Origin of the sequence: Micromonospora sp. NPDC006766, assembly GCF_040636055.1 — a bacterium.
Taxonomy (GTDB): Bacteria; Actinomycetota; Actinomycetes; order Mycobacteriales; family Micromonosporaceae; genus Micromonospora.
Map to the genome: position 1 here is coordinate 104,734 of NZ_JBEYIX010000005.1, position 24,686 is coordinate 129,419.

General features: G+C 71.9%; 21 protein-coding genes and 1 pseudogene. 15 read left to right on the plus strand and 7 right to left on the minus strand.

What is annotated here, in order from left to right:
• Positions 1 to 112 precede the first annotated feature (112 nt).
• The 6 genes from trmB (at position 113) to ABZ671_RS08865 (ending at position 6,326) form a co-directional block, all read left to right on the plus strand.
• Entirely contained in the window at positions 113 to 829 is a 717-nt protein-coding gene (gene trmB, locus ABZ671_RS08840) for a tRNA (guanosine(46)-N7)-methyltransferase TrmB (protein WP_357853562.1), read from the plus strand.
• 91 nt (positions 830 to 920) lie between these two features.
• Entirely contained in the window at positions 921 to 3,425 is a 2,505-nt protein-coding gene (locus tag ABZ671_RS08845; protein WP_357853565.1) for a DUF3516 domain-containing protein, read from the plus strand.
• Between the two features lie 44 nt (positions 3,426 to 3,469).
• Positions 3,470 to 4,222: a CehA/McbA family metallohydrolase gene (locus tag ABZ671_RS08850; RefSeq protein ID WP_357853569.1), complete on the plus strand. Its 753-nt coding sequence runs from the start codon at positions 3,470 to 3,472 to the stop codon at positions 4,220 to 4,222.
• Positions 4,131 to 4,481 carry a hypothetical protein gene (locus ABZ671_RS08855; RefSeq protein WP_357853571.1) on the plus strand — a complete coding sequence of 117 codons (351 nt, stop codon included), beginning with the start codon at positions 4,131 to 4,133 and terminating at the stop codon, positions 4,479 to 4,481. The genes ABZ671_RS08850 and ABZ671_RS08855 overlap by 92 nt, the downstream gene beginning before the upstream one ends.
• Before the next feature lie 119 nt (positions 4,482 to 4,600).
• Positions 4,601 to 5,254 (plus strand): hypothetical protein, encoded by a 654-nt coding sequence (locus tag ABZ671_RS08860; RefSeq protein WP_357853574.1) that lies wholly within the window; start codon positions 4,601 to 4,603, stop codon positions 5,252 to 5,254.
• A gap of 178 nt (positions 5,255 to 5,432) precedes the next feature.
• Complete coding sequence (locus tag ABZ671_RS08865) at positions 5,433 to 6,326, plus strand: hypothetical protein (protein ID WP_357853577.1); 894 nt, start codon at positions 5,433 to 5,435, stop codon at positions 6,324 to 6,326.
• 116 nt (positions 6,327 to 6,442) lie between these two features.
• Here ABZ671_RS08865 and ABZ671_RS08870 read toward each other — a convergent pair whose 3' ends face one another.
• The 4 genes from ABZ671_RS08870 to ABZ671_RS08885 are packed head-to-tail and all read right to left on the minus strand — an operon-like array spanning position 6,443 to position 10,390.
• The gene (locus ABZ671_RS08870; protein ID WP_357853580.1) at positions 6,443 to 7,387 is read right to left on the minus strand and encodes an iron-siderophore ABC transporter substrate-binding protein; all 945 of its coding nucleotides are present in this window, start codon (positions 7,385 to 7,387) and stop codon (positions 6,443 to 6,445) included.
• A 35-nt stretch (positions 7,388 to 7,422) separates the two neighbouring features.
• The gene (locus ABZ671_RS08875) at positions 7,423 to 8,295 is read right to left on the minus strand and encodes an ABC transporter ATP-binding protein (RefSeq protein ID WP_357853830.1); all 873 of its coding nucleotides are present in this window, start codon (positions 8,293 to 8,295) and stop codon (positions 7,423 to 7,425) included.
• Positions 8,296 to 8,300: 5 nt separating this feature from the next.
• Positions 8,301 to 9,347, minus strand: a complete 1,047-nt coding sequence (locus ABZ671_RS08880) for an iron ABC transporter permease (protein ID WP_357853583.1) — start codon at positions 9,345 to 9,347, stop codon at positions 8,301 to 8,303.
• Entirely contained in the window at positions 9,344 to 10,390 is a 1,047-nt protein-coding gene (locus tag ABZ671_RS08885) for an iron ABC transporter permease (RefSeq protein WP_357853586.1), read from the minus strand. Before ABZ671_RS08885 ends, ABZ671_RS08880 begins: the two co-directional genes overlap by 4 nt.
• Before the next feature lie 87 nt (positions 10,391 to 10,477).
• Between ABZ671_RS08885 and ABZ671_RS08890 the strand changes: the two are divergent.
• Positions 10,478 to 10,564: pseudogene (locus ABZ671_RS08890) on the plus strand (MerR family DNA-binding transcriptional regulator); the annotation flags it as partial.
• Positions 10,565 to 10,628: 64 nt separating this feature from the next.
• A complete protein-coding gene (locus ABZ671_RS08895) occupies positions 10,629 to 10,988 on the plus strand; it encodes a YciI family protein (protein WP_357853589.1) in 360 nt (119 codons plus the stop codon).
• On the opposite strand, the gene ABZ671_RS08900 is transcribed toward ABZ671_RS08895, so the two are convergent.
• Positions 10,989 to 11,456, minus strand: a complete 468-nt coding sequence (locus tag ABZ671_RS08900) for a cytidine deaminase (protein ID WP_357853592.1) — start codon at positions 11,454 to 11,456, stop codon at positions 10,989 to 10,991. It abuts the gene before it with no gap.
• Positions 11,457 to 11,561: 105 nt separating this feature from the next.
• Between ABZ671_RS08900 and hrpA the strand changes: the two genes are divergently transcribed.
• Positions 11,562 to 15,557: an ATP-dependent RNA helicase HrpA gene (gene hrpA, locus ABZ671_RS08905; protein WP_357853595.1), complete on the plus strand. Its 3,996-nt coding sequence runs from the start codon at positions 11,562 to 11,564 to the stop codon at positions 15,555 to 15,557.
• On the opposite strand, the gene ABZ671_RS08910 is transcribed toward hrpA, so the two are convergent.
• Entirely contained in the window at positions 15,558 to 16,496 is a 939-nt protein-coding gene (locus ABZ671_RS08910; RefSeq protein WP_357853598.1) for a LysR family transcriptional regulator, read from the minus strand.
• A 29-nt stretch (positions 16,497 to 16,525) separates the two neighbouring features.
• Here ABZ671_RS08910 and ABZ671_RS08915 point away from each other — a divergent pair, with 29 nt between their 5' ends.
• The 6 genes from ABZ671_RS08915 to ABZ671_RS08940 all read left to right on the plus strand — a co-directional run bounded on the left by ABZ671_RS08915 (position 16,526) and on the right by ABZ671_RS08940 (position 23,103).
• Positions 16,526 to 17,257: a succinate dehydrogenase cytochrome b subunit gene (locus ABZ671_RS08915; RefSeq protein WP_357853601.1), complete on the plus strand. Its 732-nt coding sequence runs from the start codon at positions 16,526 to 16,528 to the stop codon at positions 17,255 to 17,257.
• A 1-nt stretch (position 17,258) separates the two neighbouring features.
• Entirely contained in the window at positions 17,259 to 19,193 is a 1,935-nt protein-coding gene (locus ABZ671_RS08920) for a fumarate reductase/succinate dehydrogenase flavoprotein subunit (protein ID WP_357853604.1), read from the plus strand.
• A complete protein-coding gene (locus ABZ671_RS08925; protein ID WP_357853607.1) occupies positions 19,190 to 19,951 on the plus strand; it encodes a succinate dehydrogenase/fumarate reductase iron-sulfur subunit in 762 nt (253 codons plus the stop codon). Before ABZ671_RS08920 ends, ABZ671_RS08925 begins: the two co-directional genes overlap by 4 nt.
• A 563-nt stretch (positions 19,952 to 20,514) precedes the next feature.
• A complete protein-coding gene (locus tag ABZ671_RS08930) occupies positions 20,515 to 21,657 on the plus strand; it encodes an MBL fold metallo-hydrolase (RefSeq protein ID WP_357853610.1) in 1,143 nt (380 codons plus the stop codon).
• 166 nt (positions 21,658 to 21,823) lie between these two features.
• Entirely contained in the window at positions 21,824 to 22,462 is a 639-nt protein-coding gene (locus tag ABZ671_RS08935; RefSeq protein ID WP_357853613.1) for a sugar transferase, read from the plus strand.
• Positions 22,459 to 23,103, plus strand: a complete 645-nt coding sequence (locus ABZ671_RS08940; RefSeq protein WP_357853616.1) for a NeuD/PglB/VioB family sugar acetyltransferase — start codon at positions 22,459 to 22,461, stop codon at positions 23,101 to 23,103. Before ABZ671_RS08935 ends, ABZ671_RS08940 begins: the two co-directional genes overlap by 4 nt.
• A gap of 51 nt (positions 23,104 to 23,154) precedes the next feature.
• Here the strand turns inward: ABZ671_RS08940 and dgt are convergent, their stop codons facing one another.
• A complete protein-coding gene (dgt, locus tag ABZ671_RS08945; RefSeq protein ID WP_357853618.1) occupies positions 23,155 to 24,666 on the minus strand; it encodes a dGTP triphosphohydrolase in 1,512 nt (503 codons plus the stop codon).
• Between the last annotated feature and the right edge of the window lie 20 nt (positions 24,667 to 24,686).

Sequence of the window (24,686 nt, forward strand, 5' to 3'; positions counted from 1 at the left end):
GGCTCCGGCGGTCGGGCGGTTGGCCACCCGTCCTGCCGTACGGGTGAATCCTCCCACCCTCGGTCGCACCTCACATCGTTCCGCGGCACCGGTCGCGTACGCTCGGGTCGCTGTGACCGCCACCGACCAGAACGCCACGCCGCCGGCCCACGCCGCCCGCATCCGCACCTTTCATCCGCGTCGCGGCCGGATGTCCGACCGGCAGCGCGAAGCGCTGGCCCGGCTCTGGCCCGCGTACGGCCTGGAGATCGCCGACCTCGACGGGCCGTTCGATCCGGCGGCGCTGTTCGGGCGACGGGCCCCGCTGGTGCTGGAGATCGGTTCCGGTATGGGCGATGCCACCGCCGAAATGGCGGCGGCCGACCCAGATCGACACTATCTGGCGGTAGAGGTGCATACGCCCGGAATCGCCAACCTGCTCGCGTTCGTCGACGGGGGCGGGCTGACCAACGTGCGGGTGGCCAAGGGCGACGCGTTGGACCTGGTCCGGGCGATGCCGGAGGGGTCGCTGGACGCGGTGCACGTGTTCTTCCCCGACCCGTGGCCGAAGGCCCGCCACCACAAGCGCCGGATCATCCAGCCGGCTCACGTGGCGTTGCTGCGCAGCCGGCTGGCCCCCGGCGGGACGCTGCACTGCGCCACCGACTGGGCCGAGTACGCCGAGTCGATGCGGGAGACGCTGACCGCCGACCCGGAGCTGGTCGACGTGCACAGCGGATACGCACCCCGCCCCGAGCACCGCCCGGTGACCAAGTTCGAGCGCCGCGCCCTCATCGCCGGCCGCGACATCTTCGACCTCATTTTCGTGAAAGGAGGGGCCCCCTGTTAACGCCTGGCGTTGTACAGGGGCCCCCTACTAACACCGGGGCGGGCAACCCGGCTGGCGCTAAGGGCCATGATCAAGGCACCATGGACGGGCTATGACCCTCACCGCCGCGCTGCCGAAGACCGCCGACCCCGACATCCTCTACGAGACGTTCGCCGGCTGGGCGTCCGAGCGCGGCCTCGACCTCTACCCCCACCAGGAGGAGGCGGTCATCGAGATCGTCTCCGGGGCGAACGTGATCATGAATACGCCGACCGGCTCCGGCAAGAGCCTGGTCGCCATCGCCGCGCACTTCGCCGCCCTGGCCGACGACCGCACCACCTTCTACACCGCCCCGATCAAGGCCCTGGTCTCGGAGAAGTTCTTCACGCTCTGTGAGGTCTTCGGCGCGGAGAACGTCGGCATGCTCACCGGCGACGCCAGCGTCAACGCCGATGCTCCGATCATCTGCTGCACCGCCGAGATCCTGGCCAACCTGGCGCTGCGCGAGGGCGCCCGGGCCGACGTCGGCCAGGTGATCATGGACGAGTTCCACTTCTATGCCGAGCCCGACCGAGGCTGGGCCTGGCAGGTGCCGATCATCGAGCTGCCGCAGGCGCAGTTCATCCTGATGTCCGCCACCCTAGGTGACACCACGCGCTTCGTCGACGACCTGGCCCGGCGTACCGGGCGGCCGACCGCCGTCGTCCGCTCGGCCGAGCGACCGGTCCCGCTGCTCTTCTCGTACGCGATGACCCCGCTGCACGAGACCCTCGAAGAGCTGCTGGAAACCAAGCAGGCCCCGGTGTACGTGGTGCACTTCACCCAGGCCGCCGCGCTGGAACGCGCCCAGGCGCTGATGAGCGTCAACGTCTGCACCCGGGCCGAGAAGGACCTGATCGCGCAGGCGATCGGCAACTTCCGCTTCACCTCCGGCTTCGGCAAGACGCTCTCCCGGCTGGTGCGGCACGGCATCGGCGTACACCACGCCGGCATGCTCCCCAAATACCGCCGCCTGGTGGAGACCCTCGCCCAGGCCGGGCTGCTCAAGGTCATCTGCGGCACCGACACGCTCGGCGTCGGCATCAACGTGCCGATCCGCACGGTGCTCTTCACCGGCCTGTCGAAGTACGACGGCATCCGCACCCGACTGCTCAAGGCCCGCGAGTTCCACCAGATCGCCGGGCGGGCCGGGCGGGCCGGCTTCGACACCCTCGGCCGGGTCGTCGTGCAGGCCCCCGAGCACGTCATCGACAACGAGAAGGCCCTCGCCAAGGCTGGCGACGACCCGAAGAAGCGCCGCAAGGTGGTGCGGAAGAAGCCACCGGAAGGCTCGATCGGCTGGGGCAGGCCCACCTTCGACCGGCTCATCGAGGCCGAACCGGAGCCGTTGACCTCCAGCTTCCAGGTCAGCCACTCGATGCTGCTCAACGTCATCGGCCGGCCCGGCGACGCGTTCGCCTCGATGCGGCACCTGCTCACCGACAACCACGAGGACCGGGCCGCCCAGCGGCGGCACATCCGCCGGGCCATCGCCATCTACCGGGCGCTCCGCGCCGGCGGCGTGGTCGAGGAGCTGCCCGAGCCGGACGAGCAGGGCCGACGGATCCGGCTCACCGTCGACCTCCAGCTCGACTTCGCGCTCAACCAGCCGCTGTCGCCGCTCGCCCTGGCCACCATCGAGCTGCTCGACCGGGAGTCCCCGGCGTACGCCCTCGACGTGCTGAGCGTGATCGAGTCGATCCTCGACGACCCGCGCCAGGTGCTCTCCGCGCAGCAGTTCAAGGCCCGCGGCGAGGCGGTCGCCGCGATGAAGGCCGAGGGCATCGAGTACGAGGCCCGCCTCGAACTGCTCGACGAGGTGACCTGGCCCAAGCCCCTCGCGGAGCTGCTGGAGTCGGCGTACGAGATGTACCGGCAGGGCCACCCGTGGGTCGCCGACCACCAGCTCTCCCCCAAGTCTGTGGTCCGCGACATGTACGAGCGGGCCATGACCTTCCCCGAGTACGTGCAGTTCTACGGCCTGTCCCGGTCCGAGGGGCTCGTGCTGCGCTACCTCGCCGACGCGTACAAGACGCTGCGGCAGACCGTCCCCGAGGACGCCAAGACCGAAGAGCTGGTCGACCTCATCGAATGGCTGGGCGAGCTGGTCCGCCAGGTCGACTCCAGCCTGATCGACGAGTGGGAGCGGCTGCGTAACCCGTCCGACGTCGCGGAGGTCGCCGCGTCGCTGGACGACCGGCCGCCGGCGGTCACCCGCAACGCCCGAGCCTTCCGGGTCCTGGTCCGCAACGCGCTGTTCCGCCGGGTCGAGCTGGCCGCCCTGCGCCGCTGGGATCTCCTCGGGGAGCTGGACGCGGAGCACGGCTGGAACGCGGACGAGTGGGCGGACGCGCTGGAGCCGTACTTCGAGGCGTACGACTCGATTGGGGTCGGGCCGGACGCGCGCGGGCCGGCGCTGCTCATGATCGAGCAGGGCCGGGAGAAGTGGACCGTACGCCAGATTCTCGACGACCCGGACGGCGACCACGACTGGGGCATCAGCGCCGAGGTCGACCTCGCGGCCTCCGACGAGGTCGGCGCGGCGGTCATCCGGATCACCGACGTGGGGCAGCTGTAGCAGCGGGGCAGCGCCGCTCATGGTCGTCTCGGTAGCGTGCCGGGATGGTCACGGACGACGCTGCCCCTTCGCCGGAGTTCCCACCGAGGCGGGTGGCCGGTCGAGGGCCCGGCTGGTACCGCGGCGACTGCCACGTGCACTCGTCGCGTTCGGTCGCCGGGGAGCTGACGCCGGCGCAGCTCACGGCGGCCGCCCGCGCGGCCGGGCTGGACTTCCTCGCGGTCACCGAGCACAACACCTGCGACACCCACGCCGACTGGGCTCGACCGGCCGGCGACGACCTGCTCGTGATCCTCGGCCAGGAGGTCACCACCCGCACCGGGCACTGGCTGGCGCTCGGCATCCCCGCCGGGCAGGTGGTCGAGTGGCGGTACGGCGTCCGCGACGACCTGATCGGGCGGCACCTGGACCAGGTCCATCGCGCCGGCGGGCTGTGCGTGGCGGCCCACCCCCAGGCGCCCTACCCGTCCGGCGTCTTCATGTACCCGTACCAGGGCTTCGACGTCGGGGAGGTGTGGAACGGGCAGTGGCGCTCGGACCTGCCGTGGAACGCCGACAACGAGGCGGCGCTGGCCGAATGGGGCCGCACCCTCGCCTTCGACATCCACCGGGGGCGGTGGCGTCCGGCGATGGGCAACAGCGACATTGCACCTCGCGGGCCAGCTCGGCGTACCGCACACCGTCGTGCGCGCCGAGGCGCTGAGCGTGGACGCGGTTCTCGCCGGCATCCGTGCCGGCCGGAGCTGGATCGCCGGATCGGTCGAGATCGGGCTTTCGCTGACCGTCTCCGCCGGTGACCGCAGCGCCGGGATCGGTGAGCGGCTGGCGACGCAGGGCGAGCCGGCCGTGGTCCGGGTCGGCGTACGGGGTGTCCCCGGCGGCACCGTCAGCTTCCACACCGACCGGGGCACCACGCATCGCGAGTCCCTGACCGGCGCCGGGCCGGCGGCCGTGACCTGGCGCACCAGCGCGGCGGAGGCGCTGTTCGTCCGGGTCGAGGTACGCCACCCCGGCGGGCGCATGGCGGCCCTCACCAACCCGGTGATCCTCGCCTGAGGATTTCTTCAAAGGGGCCGTCCGGGATGTCCGGGCGGCCCCTTTCGCGCCCTGGGCGATGTCAGTCCCGTCGATTAGAATGTATGTACTAATCGAGTTGCTGACCTGGGAGGATGCTCGTGACCGCGCCCACCTCCACCGCCCCTGTCACCCCCTACGCCACCCTGCTCGGCTTCACCCGGTACGTGGACCGCACCGGGCCCACCAAGGCCACCTTCGTCGGCGGCCTGCGCAAGCAGCGGGCGAGCCGGCACGGCTTCAACCCGCACGGTCAGTTCGTCAAGGCACTCAAGGCCGACGTCGCCTTCCACACCGGCGGCACCCACCTGGCTCAGGTCGCCGACCTGGTCAGGCCCCGCTGGCGCCCGCTCTACGAGGCGCTCGTGCCCGGCGCGACGGCCTGGCTGCACTCCCTCGGCGAGCCGGCCGGCGTCGACCTGGCGCAGACCCGCGACGCGCTGGCCATGCTGGGCGACCTGCCCGTCAAGATCAATCCGCAGTTCGGCGTCCGGTACGCCGACGGCCACGCCGAGGCGATCCGCCTGCACTTCGACGAGGCCCCGCCCAGCGAGGAAGTCACCCTGGCCACCCTGCACCTGATGGCCCGGCACATGGACGCGGTTCTGCCGCACGCCGAGCCGGTCCTGGTCGACGTCCGGCGTGGCCAGTCCCACCGCATGCCCGCCACGGCCCGCCCCGAGCAGGTCGAGCAGTGGCTGGCGGGCGAGGCCGCCGCCTTCCGCGCCATCTGGTCCACCACCGCCGCCGCCTAGCACCCCACCCCACCCCGACGCCCGCTCAAGATCCGTGCAACTTCGGTGAACATGCTGCCTCGACCCGGGATGAGGCAGCACCTGCACTGAAGTTGCACGGATCTTGTCCAATCCCAGGGCGGGGCAGGGTTATCCACAGGGGGTGGTGGGGAAGGCGACGGTCGGTGAGGGTGAGTGGATGCCTGTTCCTCCTCGACGACCGGCCCAGTTGCAGGGGCGTGTCTTCCAGGGTTCACACGTCGTGGCTCGGGGCGTGCTGACCCGCACCGAACTGCGCAGCAGCGCGTGGCGCCCCCTTTTCAAGGATGTCTACGCGGATGCCCGACTGACGATCTCGCACCAGACCCGGTGCGCCGCAGCTGCCCGGTGGCTGCTGCCCTCTGAGGCGGCGATTGCCGGCCGGAGCGCGGCAGCACTCTTCGGTGCCGGAGCGGTCGGCACCGACGAACCCATCGACGTCCTGGTCCCGGCCGCACAGCGCTTCGGGCCGGTCATCGGTCTCACCGTGCACACCGGGGAGATGACCGAGGAGGACGTGCTGACGCGGGCAGGCTACTCGGTCACCACGCCGCTGCGCACGAGTTGGGACCTGGCACAGTGGCTCCCGGTGGAGGAAGCGGTCGCAGTGGTCGACGGACTCCTGCGACAACGCCTCATCAGCGCCGACGAACTCCGAAGCCTCGCGCACGCGCGGCTCGGGTTGCGAGGGTGGAAACGCCTGCTACGCGTAGCCGGCTTGGCCGACGGCGGAGCAGAGTCGCCGCAGGAGTCCCGGCTACGGGTCCGGCTTGTGTTGGCCGGCCTTCCGACACCTGTCACTCAGTACGTGGTGGAACGCGATGGCCGATTCATCGCCCGGCTCGACCTCGCCTGGCCCGAATGGAAGATTGCCGTCGAGTACGACGGCCTCTGGCATCACGACCCGGACCAGTTCCACCGCGACCGCCAGCGCCTTAACCGGCTGATCGGCGAGGACTGGATCGTCCTCCACCTGACCGCGAAACGCTTCAAGGAAGACTTCCCTGCCTTTCTCGCGGAGGTCCGCCGAGCCATCCGCACCCGCGCTCGATGACCGCCGGGAATGCCCCTCGAGATCCGCACAACTTCCGGGCAACTGCTGCCTCCCCGTCGATCGAGGCAGCACTTTCCCTGAAGTTGTGCGGATCTTGGGCAGAGTCGGGGCGGCCCTCAGGCGGAGACGTACTTCTCCAGGTCGTCGAGGATCTTGTTGGCGGCGGTGACGCCGATGCCGGTCATCCAGGTCTCGTCCGACACCACGTGGGCCTTGCCGGCCTTGACGGCGGACAGGCCCTGCCAGAGGCTGCCGGCAGTGACCTTCGCCTGCTCGGCGGCGGCCGTCTCGCCGTACGCGGTCACGAAGATGATGTCGCCGTCCACCTCGTTGACCCGCTCCGGGCTGACCTGCTCGAAACGCCGCTCCTTCTTGCCGTCGAGGCGCTGCCGGACGGGGCGGCCCAGCCCGGTGTCGCCGACGACGATGCCGGAGAACGACTCCGGGCCGTACACCCGGATGTTGCCGGGCATGAAGCGCACGATGGAGATCTCCCGGCCGGCCGCGTCGCCGAGCGAAGCGCCGAGGTCCTTGGCCCGCTTCTCGTAGCTGGCGAGCAGGTCGCGCGCCTGCTGCTCCCGGCCCAGGGCCTGGCCGTCGAGGAGGAAGTTTTCCTTCCAGGTGACGCCCACCTTCTCGGTGAAGACCGTCGGCGCGATGGCGGACAACTCGTCGTAGAACTTCTCCTGGCGGAACTTGCTGCCAAGGATCAGGTCGGGCTGGAGGGCGTTGATGGTCTCCAGGTCGGGCTCGGTGAGCACCCCGACTTCCTTGATCCCGGCGAGCTTCTCCGCCCCGAAGTAGGTGGGCCAGCTCCTCGCCTCACCGGCGGTCGCCGCGCCGATCGGCGTGACGCCGAGCGAGAGCGCAGTGTCGATCTTGTCGGTGTCGAGCACCACCACGCGCTTCGGCTCGGCGGGCACGCTGGTGGTGCCCATCGCATGGGTGATCTCCCGGGTCTGGCCGGGGGCCGTGCCGGGGGCGGGGTCGCTCTTTCCACAGGCGGTGAGGCCGACGCCGAGGGCGAGGGCCGCAGTGAGAACGGCGGCGAGACGACGCATCAGGGTCCTTTCGTTTGGTACGGGTCGGCGAGCGCTCAGGCGTCGCCGACGAAGGAGCCGGCCGGAGCCGGCGGGACGGCAGCCGGATCGCCCGCTGGATCGGCGGCCGAAACGGCAGCCGGGGCGGTCGTAGGCTGGGTGAGGGCCGGCACGACGAGGGGTGCGCCGGTGACCGGGCAGGGCACGACCACGCAGGCGAGCCCGAAAACGTCCCGGACCAGGTCGGCGGTGAGGATCTCGCGCGGCGGGCCGGCCGCGACCACCGCGCCGGCGCGCATGGCGATCAGGTGGTCGGCGTACCGGGCGGCCTGGTTGAGGTCGTGCAGCACGGCGACCACGGTCCGGCCCCGCTCGGCGCGCAGCCGGTGCAGCAGCTCCAGCACCTCCACCTGGTGGGCGAGGTCGAGGAAGGTGGTCGGCTCGTCCAGCAGCAACGCCTCGGTGTCCTGGGCCAGGGTCATCGCGATCCAGACCCGCTGCCGCTGCCCGCCGGAGAGGGTGTCCACCGGCCGGTCGGCGAGCCCGGCGACGTCGGCGAGCGCCATGGCCTCCTCGACGGCCCGGCCGTCCTCCGTCGACCACTGCCGCCACCAGCGCTGGTACGGCTGCCGGCCCCGGCCGACCAGATCCGCGACGGTGATTCCCTCGGGCACGAGCGGGCTCTGCGGCAGTACGCCGAGGCGGCGGGCCACCTCGCGGGTGGGTAGTTCCCGGATCACCGCGCCGTCGAGCAGCACGCTGCCGCGACGCGGGGTGAGCAGTCGGGCCATGGTGCGCAGCAGCGTGGACTTGCCGCAGGCGTTCGGGCCGACGATGACGTTGAACGCGTTGGCGGGCAGGTCGAGGTCCAGCCCGTCCAGGACCGTCCGACCGTCGTAGCCGACGACCAGGTCACGGGTGGACAGCATCGCGGTCACGACCGCCTCCCTCCGGTGCGTAGCAGCAGGAACATCAGGTACGGCCCGCCGATCGCGGCGGTGAGGACCCCGGCCGGGAGCTGGACGGGGGCGAGCAGGCGGCGGCCGGCGAGGTCGGCCAGCACCAGCAGCAGCGCCCCGAGCAGCGCGGCGCACAGCATCGGCGGCCGTTCCGCCCGGACCAGCCGGCGCGCCACCTGCGGGGCGACCAGGGCGACGAAGTCCACCGCGCCGACCTGGGCGGTGACCATGGCAGCGACCAACACGCCGGTGCCGGCCAGCCCGATCCGCCGGGCGACGGGGCGCAGCCCGATCCCCCGGGCGGTGTCGTCGTCGAGTGCGGTGCTGCGCAGCGCCCAGCCCGCCCAGCCGAGCACGGGCAGCAGCACGACGAGGGTGGCGCCGATCCAGGCGGCCTCGGTCCAGCCCTTGCCGGCCAGGGTGCCGATCAGCCAGAGCTGAGCGCGCAGCCCGTCGATCGGGTCGGCGGCCAGCATCACCACCTCGATGAGCGCGCGGAACGCGAACGCCACCGCCACTCCGGCGAGGACGAAGCGTTGCGCCGCCAGCCCGTGCCGGGCCCCCAGGGCGAACACCAGGGCCGCCGCGACCAGGCCACCGAGCAGCGCGGCCGGCGCGACCAGGATCGCGGCGGCACCGCTGGTGAGGGCCAGCGTCGCGGCCAGCCCGGCGCCCTGGGTGACGCCGATGACGTCGGGGCTCGCGAGGGGGTTGCGGGCCACGCTCTGGATCAGCGTGCCGGCCACACCGAAGGCGGCCCCGGCCAGCGCCGCGAGCACCGCGCGGGGCAGTCGCAGGTGCAGCACCACCAGGTCGTACGGGGTGCCGGCGCCAGCGAGCGAACGCAGCACGTCGCCGAGGGCGACGTACGGGGTGCCGAGCGACAGACTGAGCACGACGGCACCGGCAAGCAGCAGGAACAGCGTGGCGGCGACGAGCACCGGGCGGCGGCGGACCTGCACGGTCACCGACCCGACCCGCAACAGCGACCGCCCCGGCAGGCCGACGGTGGGGGCGGTCACGCGGTCACCACCCGGGTGCGGCGGACCAGGATGGCTAGTAGGGGGGCGCCGAGCAGGGCGGTGATGATGCCGGCGGGGACCTCGCCGGGTGGGGCGATCAGCCGGCCGATGATGTCGGCGGTGAGCAGCAGGGCTGGGCCGAGCAGCCCGGCGACCAGCAGGGTCCACCGATGGTCGGCGCCGACCAGGGACCGGGCCAGGTGCGGCACGGCCAGGCCGACGAAGGCGATCGGTCCGGCGGCGGCGACGGCGGCGCCGGTGAGCAGCACGCCGGCGATGCCGGCGCCGAGGCGTACCAGGGCGATCCGGTGCCCGAGGCCGCGGGCGACGTCGTCGCCGAGGGTGAGCGCGTCGAGGCCCCGGGCGACCAGGGCGGCCAGGGCCACCCCGGCAAGGACGAAGGGAAGCACCTGCCCGGCGACGCCGACGCCCCGGCCGGTGAGGCCGCCGACCACCCAGAACCGGTACTCCTCGAAGGTGCGCGCGTCGATGCTGAGCAGCGCGTACACGATGGCTCCGAGACTGGCGTCGAGGGCCGCGCCGACCAGCGCGAGGGTGACCGGGCTGGCGCCCTCCCGGGTGCGGTTGGCGACGGCGAAGACCAGCAGGCCGGCCAGGAGCGCGCCGGCAACACCGAACCAGACGTATCCGGTGAGGGTGCCGACGCCGAAGACGGCGATGGCCAGCACCACGCCGACGGACGCGCCGGCGCTGACGCCGAGGATGCGCGGCTCGGCGAGGGGGTTGCGGGTGACGGCCTGGAAGAGCACACCGGCGACGGCCAGGGCGAGCCCGACCACCAGCCCCAGGGCGGTACGCGGCAGCCGCAACTCGCGGACGATCGTGCTGGCGTCGCCGCCGTCCGGGGCGGTGAGCGCGCCCCACACCGCGTCGACGGGGAGCGGGCGGCTACCCAGCGCCAGGCTGGCCAGCAGCGCGACGGTGAGCAGGAGCGCCGCCGCCAGGGTGACCGCGAGGCGGCGCCGGACGCCTCGACGGCTGGGGGCGCCGACCCGGGCGGGCCGCACGGCGACGGTGGTCACGAAACTCCCGCCCTTCTAGGTTAGGTTCGCCTTACCTTAGCCAGACGGGTTAGGTGAGCCTAACTTGGGGTCGAGACGCGCTACTCGATCGGCGACCTGACCCGGCGTACCGGGCTGACGGTCAAGACCATTCGGTTCTACGCCGACCACGGGATCGTGCCGCCGACCGACCGCGGCCCTGCGGGCCCGGACTCCGAGGTAACCCCTTTTCACCCGGTTTGCGCCCTACGCTGGGGGCATGCGATTCGACCAGCACACCGTCGTCCTCCTGGTGCGTCCCGACGACCCGCCGGAACTTCCCCGGGACGCGGCCGACCGGTTGCGGGACACGCACCTGGCCCACCAGGCCGGGCTGGTGAAGCAGGGCGCCGTGCTGGCCGCCGGGCCGTTCCTCGGCGGCGACGACGCGCGGATCCGCGGCTTCGCGGTGCTCTCGGTGGACCCGCAGATGGCCCGCGAGCTCTACGCCAACGACCCGGCCGTGAGCTCCGGACAGCTGGTCGCCCGGGTGATGAGCTGGCAGATGCCGGAGGGCGTGCTCCGGTTCGAGTCGGTTCCGGTGCCCACGTCCATGCTGGAGCTGGCGTCCGGGGACTGACTACTCTTCCGCGGCCTCGCGGCTGCCCGGCACCACCGGCGTCGACCCCACCCCGGTGCGCGGCGCGGCCGGCGCCTCCACCTGGTGGTCCGACCAGACGTACGTCTCGGGCAGCAGGTCGGCCACCGGAACCGCGCGCAGCGCGTCCATCGGGCCGACGATCACTTTGATCGACGGGAAGTAGTCGAGGAGCACCTGCCGGCAGCGACCGCACGGTGGGAGGACGCCCCGGCCCCGGTCCCCCACCGCGACGATGGTCTCCAGGTCGCCGGCGCCCTGGGTGGCGGCGGCCCCGATCGCCACCACCTCGGCGCACGGGCCACCGGTGAAGTGGTAGACGTTCACGCCGGTGAACACCCGGCCGTCGGTGGTCCGCGCGGCGGCGGCGACGGTGTGGTTGTCGCTGCGGCAGCGCAGCTTGGCCACGGCCGTGGCGGCCTGCACCAGCGCCCGATCGGTGTCCCGCATGATCATCACGTCCCGTTGTCGACCTCGGCGGCCACTCTAGCCGGACGCGGACCGGCGGTAACCCCGGAGCGCTCCGACGCGCGGCTGCCTATCCTTGGCGACGACATGCAGACTCCAGCCGTACCCGCCGCACCCGAGACCGCCCGCGACCTGCACCGCCGTCTCTCCCCGTTGATGTTCCGCGACCAGCGGCGCCTCCAGCGACGCCTCGACGGGGTCCGGAAGCTGCGCGACCCGCAGCGGCGCGAGTCGACGCTCGCCGAGATCGCGGCCGAGGTGACCCGGGCGGAGGCGCGGCTGGCGAGCCGGCGGGCCGCCGTGCCGACGATCAGCTACCCGGCGCAGCTGCCGGTGAGCGAGCGCAAGGACGACATCGCCACCGCCATCCGCGACCATCAGGTGGTGATCGTGGCCGGCGAGACCGGCTCCGGCAAGACCACCCAGCTGCCCAAGATCTGCCTGGAGCTGGGCCGCGGGATCACCGGGCTGATCGGCCACACCCAGCCCCGCCGGCTCGCCGCGCGTACGGTGGCGGATCGGATCGCCGAGGAGCTCGGCACCGAGCTGGGCGGCGTGGTCGGCTACAAGGTGCGCTTCACCGACCAGGTCAGCGAGCACAGCCTGGTCAAGTTGATGACCGACGGCATCCTGCTGGCCGAGTTGCAGAACGACCGGATGCTGCGCCAGTACGACACGCTCATCATCGACGAGGCGCACGAGCGCAGCCTCAACATCGACTTCATCCTCGGCTACGTCCGGCAGCTCCTGCCCCGCCGGCCCGACCTCAAGGTGATCATCACCTCGGCGACCATCGAGACCGACCGGTTCGCCAAGCACTTCGCGGACGCGGAGGGCAACCCCGCGCCGATCGTCGAGGTGTCCGGCCGGACCTATCCGGTCGAGGTACGTTACCGGCCGCTGGTCGAGGTCACCGAGGCCGAGGAGGCGGACGAGGCCGACGAGGAGAACGTCCGCGACCAGATCCAGGCCATCGGCGACGCCGTCGAGGAGCTGGCCGCCGAGGGGCCGGGCGACGTGCTGGTCTTCCTCAGCGGCGAACGGGAGATCCGAGACACCGCCGACGCCCTCGGCAAGCTGGTGCAGAAGAAACGCTCGCTGCTGGGCACCGAGATCCTGCCGCTGTACGCGCGGCTGTCGACCGCCGAGCAGCACCGGGTGTTCGCCCCGCACGCCGGGCGCCGGGTGGTGCTCGCCACCAACGTCGCGGAGACCTCGCTGACCGTCCCCGGCATCAAGTACGTGGTGGACCCGGGCACGGCCAGGATCTCCCGCTACTCCAGCCGGCTCAAGGTGCAGCGGCTGCCGATCGAGCCGGTCTCCCAGGCGAGCGCCAACCAGCGCAAGGGGCGCTGCGGGCGTACCTCGGACGGCATCTGCATCCGCCTCTACGACGAGCAGGACTTCGCGGCCCGCCCCGAGTTCACCGACCCGGAGATCCTGCGCACCAACCTCGCCTCGGTCATCCTGCAGATGACCGCGATCGGGCTCGGCGACATCGCCGCGTTCCCGTTCATCGACCCGCCGGACCGGCGCAACGTCACCGACGGGCTCAACCTGCTGCACGAGCTGGGCGCGCTCGACCCGGCCGAGACCGACCCGGCGAAGCGGCTCACCCCGTTGGGCCGGCGGCTGGCCCAGCTCCCGGTCGATCCCCGGCTGGCCCGGATGGTCCTCGAGGGCGAGCGCAACGGCTGCGCCACCGAGGTGATCGTGATCGCCGCCGCGCTCTCCATCCAGGACCCGCGCGAGCGCCCCGCCGACAAGCAGGCCCAGGCCGACCAGGCACACGCCCGGTTCGCCGACAAGGAGTCGGACTTCGTCGCGTACCTGAACCTGTGGCGGTATCTGCGCGAGCAGCAGCGCGCCCTGTCCTCCAGCGCGTTCCGCCGGATGTGCAAGGCGGAATACCTCAACTACCTGCGGGTACGCGAGTGGCAGGACATCGTCAGCCAGCTGCGCCAGGTGCTGCGTACCTCGGAGAAGGGTGACGGCCGGCGCGGGGCCGGGGCGGACCTGCCGGAGGAGATCGACACCCCGAAGGTGCACCAGTCGCTGCTGCCCGGCCTGCTCTCCCACCTCGGGCTCAAGGACGCGCAGAAGCACGAGTACCTGGGCGCGCGGGGAGCGAAATTCGCTGTTTTCCCCGGCTCGGCGCTGTTCAAGAAGCCGCCACGCTGGGTGATGGCCGCCGAGCTCGTGGAGACCTCCCGGCTCTGGGGCCGGGTCGCCGGCCGGGTCGAGCCCGAGTGGGTCGAGCCGCTCGCCCAGCACCTGGTCAAGCGCAGCTACAGCGAGCCGCACTGGGAGAAGAAGCAGGCGGCGGTGATGGCGTACGAGAAGGTCACCCTGTACGGCATCCCGATCGTCACCTCCCGCAAGGTCAACTTTGGGCGGATCGACCCGGCGCTCTCCCGCGAGCTGTTCATCCGGCACGCCCTGGTCGAGGGCGACTGGCAGACCCACCACCAGTTCTGGCCGGACAACCAGCGGCTGCTCGCCGAGATCGAGGAGCTGGAGAACCGGGCCCGGCGGCGGGACATCCTGGTCGACGACGAGACGATCTTCGAGTTCTACGACCAGCGGATCCCCGCCGACGTGGTCTCCGGCCGGCACTTCGACAGCTGGTGGAAGAAGACCCGCCGGGAACAGCCGGACCTGCTCACCTTCACCCGTGACCTGCTGGTCAACTCCGGCCGCGGCGGGGTGGACGAGGCCGACTACCCGGACGAGTGGCGCACCGACGGGGTCACCCTGCCGCTGACGTACACGTTCGACCCGGGCACCCCGACCGACGGCGTCACGGTGGACATCCCGCTGCCGCTGCTCAACCAGGTGCCGGCGGAAAGCTTCGACTGGCAGGTGCCCGGGCTGCGCGAGGAGCTGGTGATCGGGCTGATCCGGTCGCTGCCCAAGGCGATCCGGCGCAACTTCGTCCCGGTGCCCGACTACGCCCGGGCCGCCCTCGCGGCGATCACTCCCGGCGAGGAGCCACTGCTGGACGCGCTCACCCGGCAGCTGCGCCGGATGACCGGGACGACCGTGCCGCCGGACGCCTGGGACCTGGCCAAGCTCCCGCCGCACCTGCGGGTCACCTTCCGGGTGCTCGGCGAGGACGACAAGCCGGTCGCCGAGGGCAAGGACCTGCCGGCCCTGCAACGCCAACTCCGCCAGGAGGTACGCCAGGTCGTCGCCGCCGCCGCGCCCGACGTCGCCCGGACGGGCCTTCGCGAGTGGAGCATCGGCGATCTTCCTCGCACCATCGAGCAGGTCCGCGCCGGATACGCGGTGACCGCGTACCCGGCGCTGGTCGACGAGGGCGCCACGGTCGGGGTGAAGGTGTTCGACTCCCCGGCCGAGCAGGAGGCCGCGCACTGGGCCGGCACCCGGCGACTGCTCCGGCTGACCCTGCCGTCCCCGGCGAAGTTCCTGCAGGGGCGCCTGAGCAACGAGGCCAAGCTGGCGCTGTCGCGCAACCCGCACGGCGGGGTGCCGGCGTTGATCGAGGACGCCACCGGCGCGGCGATCGACCGGCTGGTGGCCGACGCGGGCGGCCCGGCCTGGGACGCCGACGGATTCGCCGCGCTGCGCGACAAGGTCCGCGCCGACCTGGTCGACACCGTGGTCGAGGTGATGGGCCGGGTCCGGCAGGTGCTCGCCGCCGCGTACGCGGTGGAGCAGCGGCTCGGCGCGACGAAGAACCTGGCCGTGGTGGCCGCGCTGGCCGACATCCGCAGCCAGCTCGGCGGCCTGGTGCACAAGGGCTTCATCACCGAGGCCGGGTACGCCCGCCTGCCCGACCTGCTGCGCTACCTCACCGCGATCGAGCGCCGGCTGGACCGGCTGCCCGGGAACCCGCAACGGGACAAACAGCAGCAGGACCGGATCGCGGTGGTGCAGCGGGAGTACCAGGACCTGCTGAACGCCCTGCCGCCCGCGAAGCGGCAGTCGGTCGCGGTCCGGCAGCTCCGCTGGATGATCGAGGAGCTGCGGGTGAACATCTTCGCCCAGGCGCTCGGCACCCCGTATCCGGTCTCGGAGCAGCGCATCTACCGGGCGATGGACGAGGCCGAGGGGCGTTAGTCACGGCAGGGGTTCGACGCCGGGCGGGAGTTCGTTGCTGAAGGTGGCGTCGTGGACGTACTCCAGCAGGATGCGGCGCAGCTCGCGGCCGGCGTGGGTGGGCACCACGTCGCGGCGGCGGGCCACCGCGATGGTGCGCCGTACGCCGGGCCGGGCGAGCCGGGTGACCCGGATGCCGGCCCGGCGGGCCACCGCGATGCCGGGCACCAGCGCGACGCCGAGCCCCGCCTCGACGAAGCTGAGCACGGCGTCCATCTCCCCGCCGTCCACCGACAGCCGAGGCTCGAAGCCGGCGTCCCGGCACGCCTGGAGGGTGGCGTCGCGCAGGTCGTAGCCCTCGCGGAACATGACGAGGGGCTGGTCCCGCAGGTCGGTGATGCGTATCTCGCCGCCGTCGGCGGCGACGGGCAGCGGGTCGAGCGAGGCGACCACCAGGCTCTCCCGCAGGATCGGGTCGGCGCGCAGCCCCGGGTCGGTGCCGCCCGCCGGCATGATGATCAGAGCCAGGTCGAGGTCGCCGCGGAGCAGGTCGCGGACCAGCACCTGGGAGCCGCCCTCCTCCACCCGCAGGTCGACGGTGGGGTGCGCGTCGCGGAACCGGCGCAGCACCGGGGGCGCGAGGGAGGTGGCCAGGCTGGGCGTGGCGCCGAGCCGTACCCGGCCGCGGCGCAGCCCGACCAGCTCCTGCACCTCTCTGATGGCGGTGTCGACGTCGGCGAGGATCCGCTTCGCCAGCGGCAGCAGCACCTCACCCGCCGAGGTCAGAGCGATGTTGCCCCTTACCCGCTCGAACAACGGGGCCCCGAGGTCGGTCTCCAGGGCGTGAATTTGCTTACTCAACGAGGGCTGGGTGATGCCCACCAGGTCGGCGGCTTGGGTGAAATGTCGTACTTCTGCGACCGCAACGAAGTAGCGGAGCTGGTGGAGCTGCATGTGCATAGCTTATGGCTATCAAGACTGCGAGGTCGATGCATTGGACGACTGATCGAACTGCTCCTAGCGTCGGTCGCGTGGTAATCACGAAAACTCGGTCGCCCATTCGCTCGAACGTCGGTCTCAAGGCCGTCATGGCGGTGACGGGCATTCTCCTTGTGCTGTTCCTCGTCCTGCACATGCTCGGCAACCTGAAGGTGTTCACGGGGGAGACCTCGTTCGACCACTACGCGGCCTGGCTGCGCGACCTCGGTAAGCCGCTGCTGCCGTCGACCTGGTTCCTGTGGATCCAGCGGACGGTGCTGACCGCAGCCGTGCTGGGTCACATCGGGGCCGCCACCGCCCTGGCGATGCGCGCCCGCGCCGCCCGCCCGGTGCCGTACGCGCACCGCCGCAAGATCCACGTGAACTACGCGGCCCGCACGATGCGCTGGGGTGGGGTGATCATCCTGCTCTTCGTGATCTACCACATCCTGGACCTGACCACCGGTCACCTGAACCCGAAGGGCGACCCGAGCAACCCGTACGGCAACGTCGTCGCCGACTTCGCCCCGGAGCGCTGGTACGTCACCCTCTTCTACGTCCTGGCCCTCGTCATGCTCGGCTTCCACCTGCGGCACGGCGCGTTCAGCGCGTTCCGCAGCCTCGGCCAGCAGACCCCGAAGGGCGAGCGCCGGGCCCGGGCCGCCGCGCTGGTCTTCGCCGTCGTGCTGGTCGGCGGCTACCTGGTGGTTCCGTTCGCCGTACTCACCGGATTGGTGTCCTGACATGGATCTCTACACCGAAGGCGACCCGATCGCCGACACCAGGGCCCCGGACGGCCCCATCGAGACCCGGTGGGACCGCCGCCGCTTCGAGGCGAAGCTGGTCAACCCGGCCAACCGCCGGAAGCTGACCGTGATCGTGGTGGGCACCGGCCTGGCCGGCGGCTCCGCCGCGGCGACCCTGGCCGAGCAGGGCTACCACGTCAAGTCCTACTGCTACCAGGACAGCCCGCGCCGGGCCCACTCGATCGCCGCCCAGGGTGGCATCAACGCCGCCAAGAACTACCGCAACGACGGCGACTCGGTGCACCGGCTCTTCTACGACACGGTCAAGGGCGGCGACTTCCGCTCCCGTGAGTCGAACGTGCACCGGCTGGCCGAGGTCTCGGTCAACATCATCGACCAGTGCGTCGCCCAGGGCGTCCCGTTCGCCCGCGAGTACGGCGGCCTGCTGGACACCCGCTCCTTCGGCGGCGCGCAGGTGCAGCGCACCTTCTACGCCCGGGGCCAGACGGGCCAGCAGCTGCTGCTCGGCGCGTACCAGGCCCTGGAGCGGCAGATCGGCCTGGGCAACGTGGAGATGAACGCCCGCCACGAGATGCTGGAGCTGGTCGTCGTCGACGGCCGGGCGCGCGGCATCGTGGTGCGGGACCTGGTCACCGGTGAGATCACCACCGAGATGGCCGACGCGGTCGTGCTCGCCTCCGGCGGCTACGGCAACGTCTTCTACCTCTCCACCAACGCCAAGGGCTGCAACGTCACCGCCTCCTGGCGGGCGCACCGCAAGGGCGCGTACTTCGCCAACCCCTGCTACACGCAGATCCACCCGACCTGCATCCCGGTCTCCGGCGACCACCAGTCGAAGCTGACCCTGATGAGCGAGTCGCTGCGCAACGACGGCCGGGTCTGGGTGCCGAAGGCCAAGGGCGACAGCCGCCCCGCGAAGGACATCCCCGAGGACGAGCGGGACTACTACCTGGAGCGGATCTACCCCTCCTTCGGCAACCTGGTCCCCCGGGACATCGCCTCCCGCGCCGCGAAGAACGTCTGCGACTCCGGCCGCGGCGTCGGCCCGAGCGGACTCGGCGTCTACCTGGACTTCGCCGACGCGATCAACCGGCTCGGCCGCAAGGCCATCGAGGCGAAGTACGGCAACCTCTTCGAGATGTACGAGCGGATCACCGGCGAGGACCCGTACGAGGTCCCGATGCGGATCTATCCCGCCGTGCACTACACGATGGGTGGCCTCTGGGTCGACTACGACCTCCAGTCGACCATCCCGGGCCTGTTCGTGATCGGTGAGGCGAACTTCTCCGACCACGGCGCGAACCGGCTCGGCGCCTCGGCGCTGATGCAGGGCCTGGCCGACGGCTACTTCGTGCTGCCGAACACCCTGGCCAACTACCTGGCCGGCGCCGGGTCGTTCGGGAAGGTCGACGCCAGCCACCCCGAGGTGGTGGCGACGCGCACCGCGGTCGAGGAGCGGATCCAGAAGCTGCTCTCGATCAACGGCGACCGGACGGTGGACTCGTTCCACCGGGAGCTGGGCCAGATCATGTGGGAGCACTGCGGCATGGAGCGCAGCGACGCCGGGCTGCGCAAGGCGATCGACGAGATTCGCGAGCTGCGCGAGCAGTTCTGGCAGCGGGTCCGCGTCCCGGGCGACGGCGAGGGGCTCAACCAGTCGCTGGAGAAGGCCGGCCGGGTGGCCGACTTCTTCGAGCTGGCCGAGCTCATGTGCATCGACGCCCTGCACCGCGAGGAGTCCTGCGGCGGCCACTTCCGGGCCGAGCACCAGACCCCCGACGGTGAGGCGCAGCGCGACGACGACCGGTTCGCCTACGTGGCGGCCTGGGAGTACGCCGGCGACCAGCCGGTGCTGCACAAGGAAGACCTGCAGTTCGAATACGTTCACCCCACGCAGCGGAGCTACAAGTGAACCTGACCCTGCGCATCTGGCGCCAGCCCGGCCCCGAGGACAAGGGTCGGATGGTGACCTACCAGGTCGAGGACGTGTCCCCGGACATGTCGTTCCTGGAGATGCTCGACGTGCTCAACGAGCGGCTCATCCTCTCCGGTGAGGAGCCGATTGCGTTCGACCATGACTGCCGCGAGGGCATCTGCGGCATGTGCAGCCTCATGATCAACGGCGAGGCCCACGGTCCGCAGCGCGGCACCACCGCCTGCCAGCTGCACATGCGGCAGTTCTCCGACGGCGACACGATCGACATCGAGCCATGGCGGGCCCGTGCCTTCCCTGTGGTGAAGGACCTGGTGGTCAACCGGAACGCCTTCGACCAGATCATCGCCGCCGGCGGGTACGTCACCGCGCCGACCGGCAGTGCCCCGGAGGCGCACTCCACCCCGGTGGCCAAGGCCGACGCGGACGCCGCCTTCGAGTCGGCCGCCTGCATCGGCTGCGGCGCCTGCGTGGCGGCCTGCCCGAACGGCTCCGGCATGCTGTTCACCGCCGCCAAGATCACCCAGCTCTCGCTGCTGCCGCAGGGCCAGCCCGAGCGGTACACCCGGGTGATCGGCATGGTGGACGCGCACGACGAGGCCGGCTTCGGCGGCTGCACCAACATCGGCGAATGCGCGGCGGCCTGCCCGAAGGGCATCCCGCTGAACACCATCGGCCGGCTCAACCGGGACTACCTCACGGCGACGTCGAAGCGCGCCGGCACCCCGGGCTCCTGAGCCCCACGGCGGGACCACCCGCCGTCCGACCCCACCGACCGCCGCACCCCACGTCCGGGGTGCGGCGGTCGCCCCTTTTCCGGGATACGTCGCGCCGTGGCCGACCGGCGAGATGGTCAGCGACCGCCTTTGGAGCTGAGTCGGCTGTGCTGTCACCCCACGACAGAGGTCTCATCCCGCGCCTTTCGAGCTGAATCCCCTGTGAGTTCACCTCACGACACGGGTTCTCGCCCGGCTGCCGGGGCAGGGCCACAGGCCGGCGGGATCCGGAGCGTGAATCGTTTGCGATGTCAGCTCCAAAGGAACCGAAGCACCTGATGCCGGCCGCCGGGAAGCCGAAGTGGTCGCGGGCCGAGCCACGAAAGACAGGACCACGGCGGGACGGGGCCGGGTTCAAGTCGTCTTCTCCGGGGTAGCACCCGATGGATGGCCCGGAAAGGGGATATTGCGGCATGAAGGCATTGCCCTGACACCGAAGACGCGGCGTCGGGGTGGCTACCGTGTACGCGGCGGCGGCCGGGCGGGCGCGGTGGGAGCCCGTGGGACACGACGGAAGGACGGGGATGGGCGCAGCGGAGGAACAGGCGGTCGAGCGGGCACTGGGCCGGCGGCTGTGGCGGACGGCCGGGGTCGCGGCGCTGGCCGGGCTGGCCTGGGTGGGCCGCGACGTGCCCCTGCAACTCGGCGGCCGGCTCACCGGCGCCCGGGCGGAACGCGCCGCCCGCTCTCCCCGGTTTCGGGACGGCACCTTCCACAACCCGACGGGCACCCGCACCATGGTCGCCGACCCCGGGCGCAACCTGCTCAAGGAGCTGATTTTCGGCAAGCAGAAGCGGCGGCCCCGCAGCGCCGTCCCGCTGCTGCGCCCGGCCGATCCGGCCCCGGCGGACCGCGCCCGCGAGCTGGGCATCGTCTGGTACGGCCACGCCTCGCTCCTGATCGAGGTCGAGGGACGCCGGGTGCTGGTCGACCCGGTGTGGAGCGACCGCTGCTCCCCGTCAGCCCTGATCGGCCCGCGCCGCATCCACGAGCCACCGGTACGCCTCGACGAGCTGCCCCGCGTCGACGCGATCGTCATCTCGCACGACCACTACGACCACCTGGACCTGGCGACCGTACGCGGGCTGCTCGCCCACCAGTCCGCGCCGTTCGTCGTCCCGCTCGGGGTGGGCGCCCACCTGGACCGCTGGGGCGTGCCGGCGGAGCGGATCGTCGAGCTGGACTGGTCGGAGAGCCATCGGGTGGGCGGCGTGACCGTCACCGCCACCGCCGCCCAGCACTTCTCCGGCCGCGGGCTGCGCCGCGACGGCACCCTGTGGAGCTCCTGGGTGGTGGCCGGGGCACACCGGAAGGTCTTCTACACCGGCGACTCCGGCTACTTCGACGGCTACGCCGAGATCGGCGCCGCGCACGGCCCGTTCGACGTCACGCTCATGCAGATCGGGGCGTACGACCGGGCCTGGCCAAGCATCCACATGTTCCCGGAGGAGGCGGTCGCCGCCCACCTCGACCTGCGCGGCGATCTGTTCATCCCGGTGCACTGGGCCACCTTCAACCTGGCCCTGCACGACTGGTCCGAGCCGGTGGACCGGCTATGGGCTGAGGCGAAGGCCCGGGACGTCCGGCTGGCGGTGCCGCGCCCCGGGGAGCGGGTCGTGGTGGACGATCCGCCGCCCGTGGACGGCTGGTGGCAGGCGGTGGCCTGACACGCGTACCCGAAAAAGCTGGACAAGGCCTCTTGCGGCCGATATTTGGCTAGGCTTCCCGCTCATGTGGGATGGGACATTGAGGTCACAGCATACGAATTCCCTACATGAACCCCGCTGGGGCCTGCGGCAAGGAAGATCGGCTCGCCGGGCCCTGAGCCTGGCGGTGAAGCGGGCCATCGACGTTTGCGTCGCGCTGCTCGCGCTGCTCGTCGCGGCCCCGGTGCTCACCGCGGTCGCGCTGGCCGTGTTGCTGACGATGGGCCGGCCGGTACTGTTCCGGCAGGCCCGGGTGGGGCGGCACGGCCGCATTTTCATGATCCTGAAGTTCAGGTCCATGACGGCTGGCTCAGCCGGCGGCGCCGACGACGCGGCCCGACTCACCCCGCTTGGGCGCTGGCTGCGCAACACCAGCCTGGACGAATTGCCCAGCTTCTGGAACATCGTCCGGGGAGAGATGAGCCTGGTCGGACCGCGCCCGCTGCCCACCAGCTACCGCTTCCGCTACACGCAGGAGCAGTTCCGCCGGCACGAGGTTCACCCGGGGCTCACCGGCCTCGCGCAGGTCAACGGGCGCAACGAACTGAGCTGGGAGAAAAAGTTCGGCTACGACGTCTGGTACGTCGACCACCGCAGCACCCTGCTCGACCTGCGCATCATCGCCCGGACCGCGGCGACGGTGCTGCGCCGGGAAGGGATCAGTGCGCCGGGCAGCGCCACCGCGCACGAGTTCCTGGGCGCCTCCGCCGGTCAAGGGAGGGTGCCGGTCGGCGCGGCGGCCGGCAGGGGGACGAGCGAAAGGTGAGCCTCGACCTTGTCATCGTCGGCTGCGGCGGGCACGGGCGGGAGATCGCCCAACTGGTCGGCGCGGTCAACGCGGCCGCCGCTTGGCCGCCGTGGCGGTTCCTCGGCTTCGTCGACGACCATCCCTCCGAGCAGAACCGCAAGCGGGTGGAAGCGGGCGGCATGACGTACCTCGGGCCGCTGTCCGCCCTGGCCGGCCTGCGACCACAGGCCCACCTGGTCCTCGGCCTGGGCGATCCCCGGGTCCGGCGGGCGGTCGGGCGACGCGTCGACGCCCTCGGACTCCCCGCCGCGAGCCTGGTGCACCCGGCCGCCACCGTAGGGGGCGACATGGTCGCCGGTGAGGGCCTGGTCGTCTTCGCCGGGGCTCGGATCACCACGAACGTGACCGCCGGCCGGCACCTCCACGTCAACCAGAACGCCACCCTCGCGCACGACTGCGTCGTCGGTGACTTCGTGTCGCTGCACCCCCTCGCCGCCGTCTCCGGCGACGTGCAGCTCGGGACGGGGGCGCTGGTGGGAGCGGGCGCGGTGGTGCTGCCCGGGCTGCGGGTCGGGGCCGGGGCCACCGTGGGTGCGGGCGCTTGCGTCGTACGGGACGTGCCGCCCGACTCGGTCGTGAAGGGCGTCCCGGCCCGCTGACCCGGCCTGCTGCGGCCCGCCCGGATCAGAGCGTGCCGACGCCCGACCGGATCAGAGCACGAAGGCGTCGGTCCAGAGCGCGCCGGAGCGGCCCGACAGGGCGTCCAGCATCGCCACCGCCTGCCCGTCGGTGAGCTGGGCGACGAAATCCACGATCGCCCGACCCCGGGCCCGGCCGATCCGGTCCGGCGTACGCGGATGCAGCTCCGCCTCAGCCAGCTCGACCAGATCGTGCAGGCGGCGGGGCAGGCGGGACTCCTCCTCCGGGTCGAGCAGCCACTCCCAGAGCGCCTCCACCAGGGTGCCGAGCAGCCGCGCCTGGCCCCGCTGGTGCAGCGCCAGGTCGGGGCGGGCCAGCACGAACCGGTGGTGGACGAACTTGAGCACCTGCACCTCGTGCCACTGCGCCTTGGCCAGCAGCACGTGCCCGGAGCGAAAGCCTGGCTCCGGGGCGACCGTGATCGCCTCGACGAACCGGGTGGACCAGCGGGCGGAGAAGCGGGCCACGTACTGCTCGGCCTCGATCGAGCCGTCGAAGGGCAGCGCCAGCAGCCCCTCCACCAGTTCCTCGCGGACGTGTTCGACGGCGGCGGCGAACGCCTCGTCGTCGGCGATCCAGGCGTCCTTGCGCTGCAACTGGCGGCGCAGCCGTTCGATGGCGGCGCCGGGCCGGCGACCGGCGGCGGCCAGCGCGGGCTCGGTGATCGCGCGAAAGTGCCCGCACTCGCGCTGCCAGGCCATCAGCTCGGCGGCCACCGCGCCCTGCTGGAGCACCCCGACCCGATAGAAGTCCTCCACGTCGTGGATGGCGTACGCGATGTCGTCGGCGGTGTCCATGATGGACGCCTCCGGGGTCTGCTGCCAGTCCGGTATCCGCCCGGCGAACGGCTCCCGGGCCTGCCGCAGGTCGTCCACCTCGGTCCGGTACGCGCCGAACTTCGCCGACCCGCTCTCCGGGTCGTCGAGCGGGACGGCCGCGCCGCGCGGCGCCGGGTCGAGGTGCCGTGGGTGCGGGTCCGGGTGGTCCAGCCGGGTCCACGGGTACTTCAGCATGGCCGCCCGGGCCGCGGCGGTCAGGTCCAGCCCGGTGGTCGCCGCGCCGCGGATCTCGGTGCTGGTGACGATCCGGTACGACTGAGCGTTGCCCTCGAAGCCGTCCGGCAGCCCGAGCCGCTGACGCGCGAGCCGGTCGAGGACCCGCTCCCCCAGGTGCCCGAAGGGCGGATGGCCGAGGTCATGGGCCAGCGCCGCCGCCTCCACCACGTCCGGGTCGCAGCCACCCAGCTTCTCCAGCAGATCCCGGTGGGCCGGGTCGGCGGTCAGCCGCTCGGCGATCGCCCGCGCCACCTGGGCGACCTTGAGGCTGTGGGTGAGCCGGTTGTGCACCAGCAGCCCGGACCCGCCCGGGCTGATCACCTGGGTCACCCCGGCCAGCCGGGCGAAGAACGGCGACGCGACGATCCGGTCCCGGTCGGCCCGGAACGGGCTGGCGGCCAGGTCGCCGAGCGCCCGGGCGCTGCCACCGAAGAGCCGGCGGGCCCGCGGATCCGCAGATCGTTCCATGATCGCCCACGGTAGCGCAG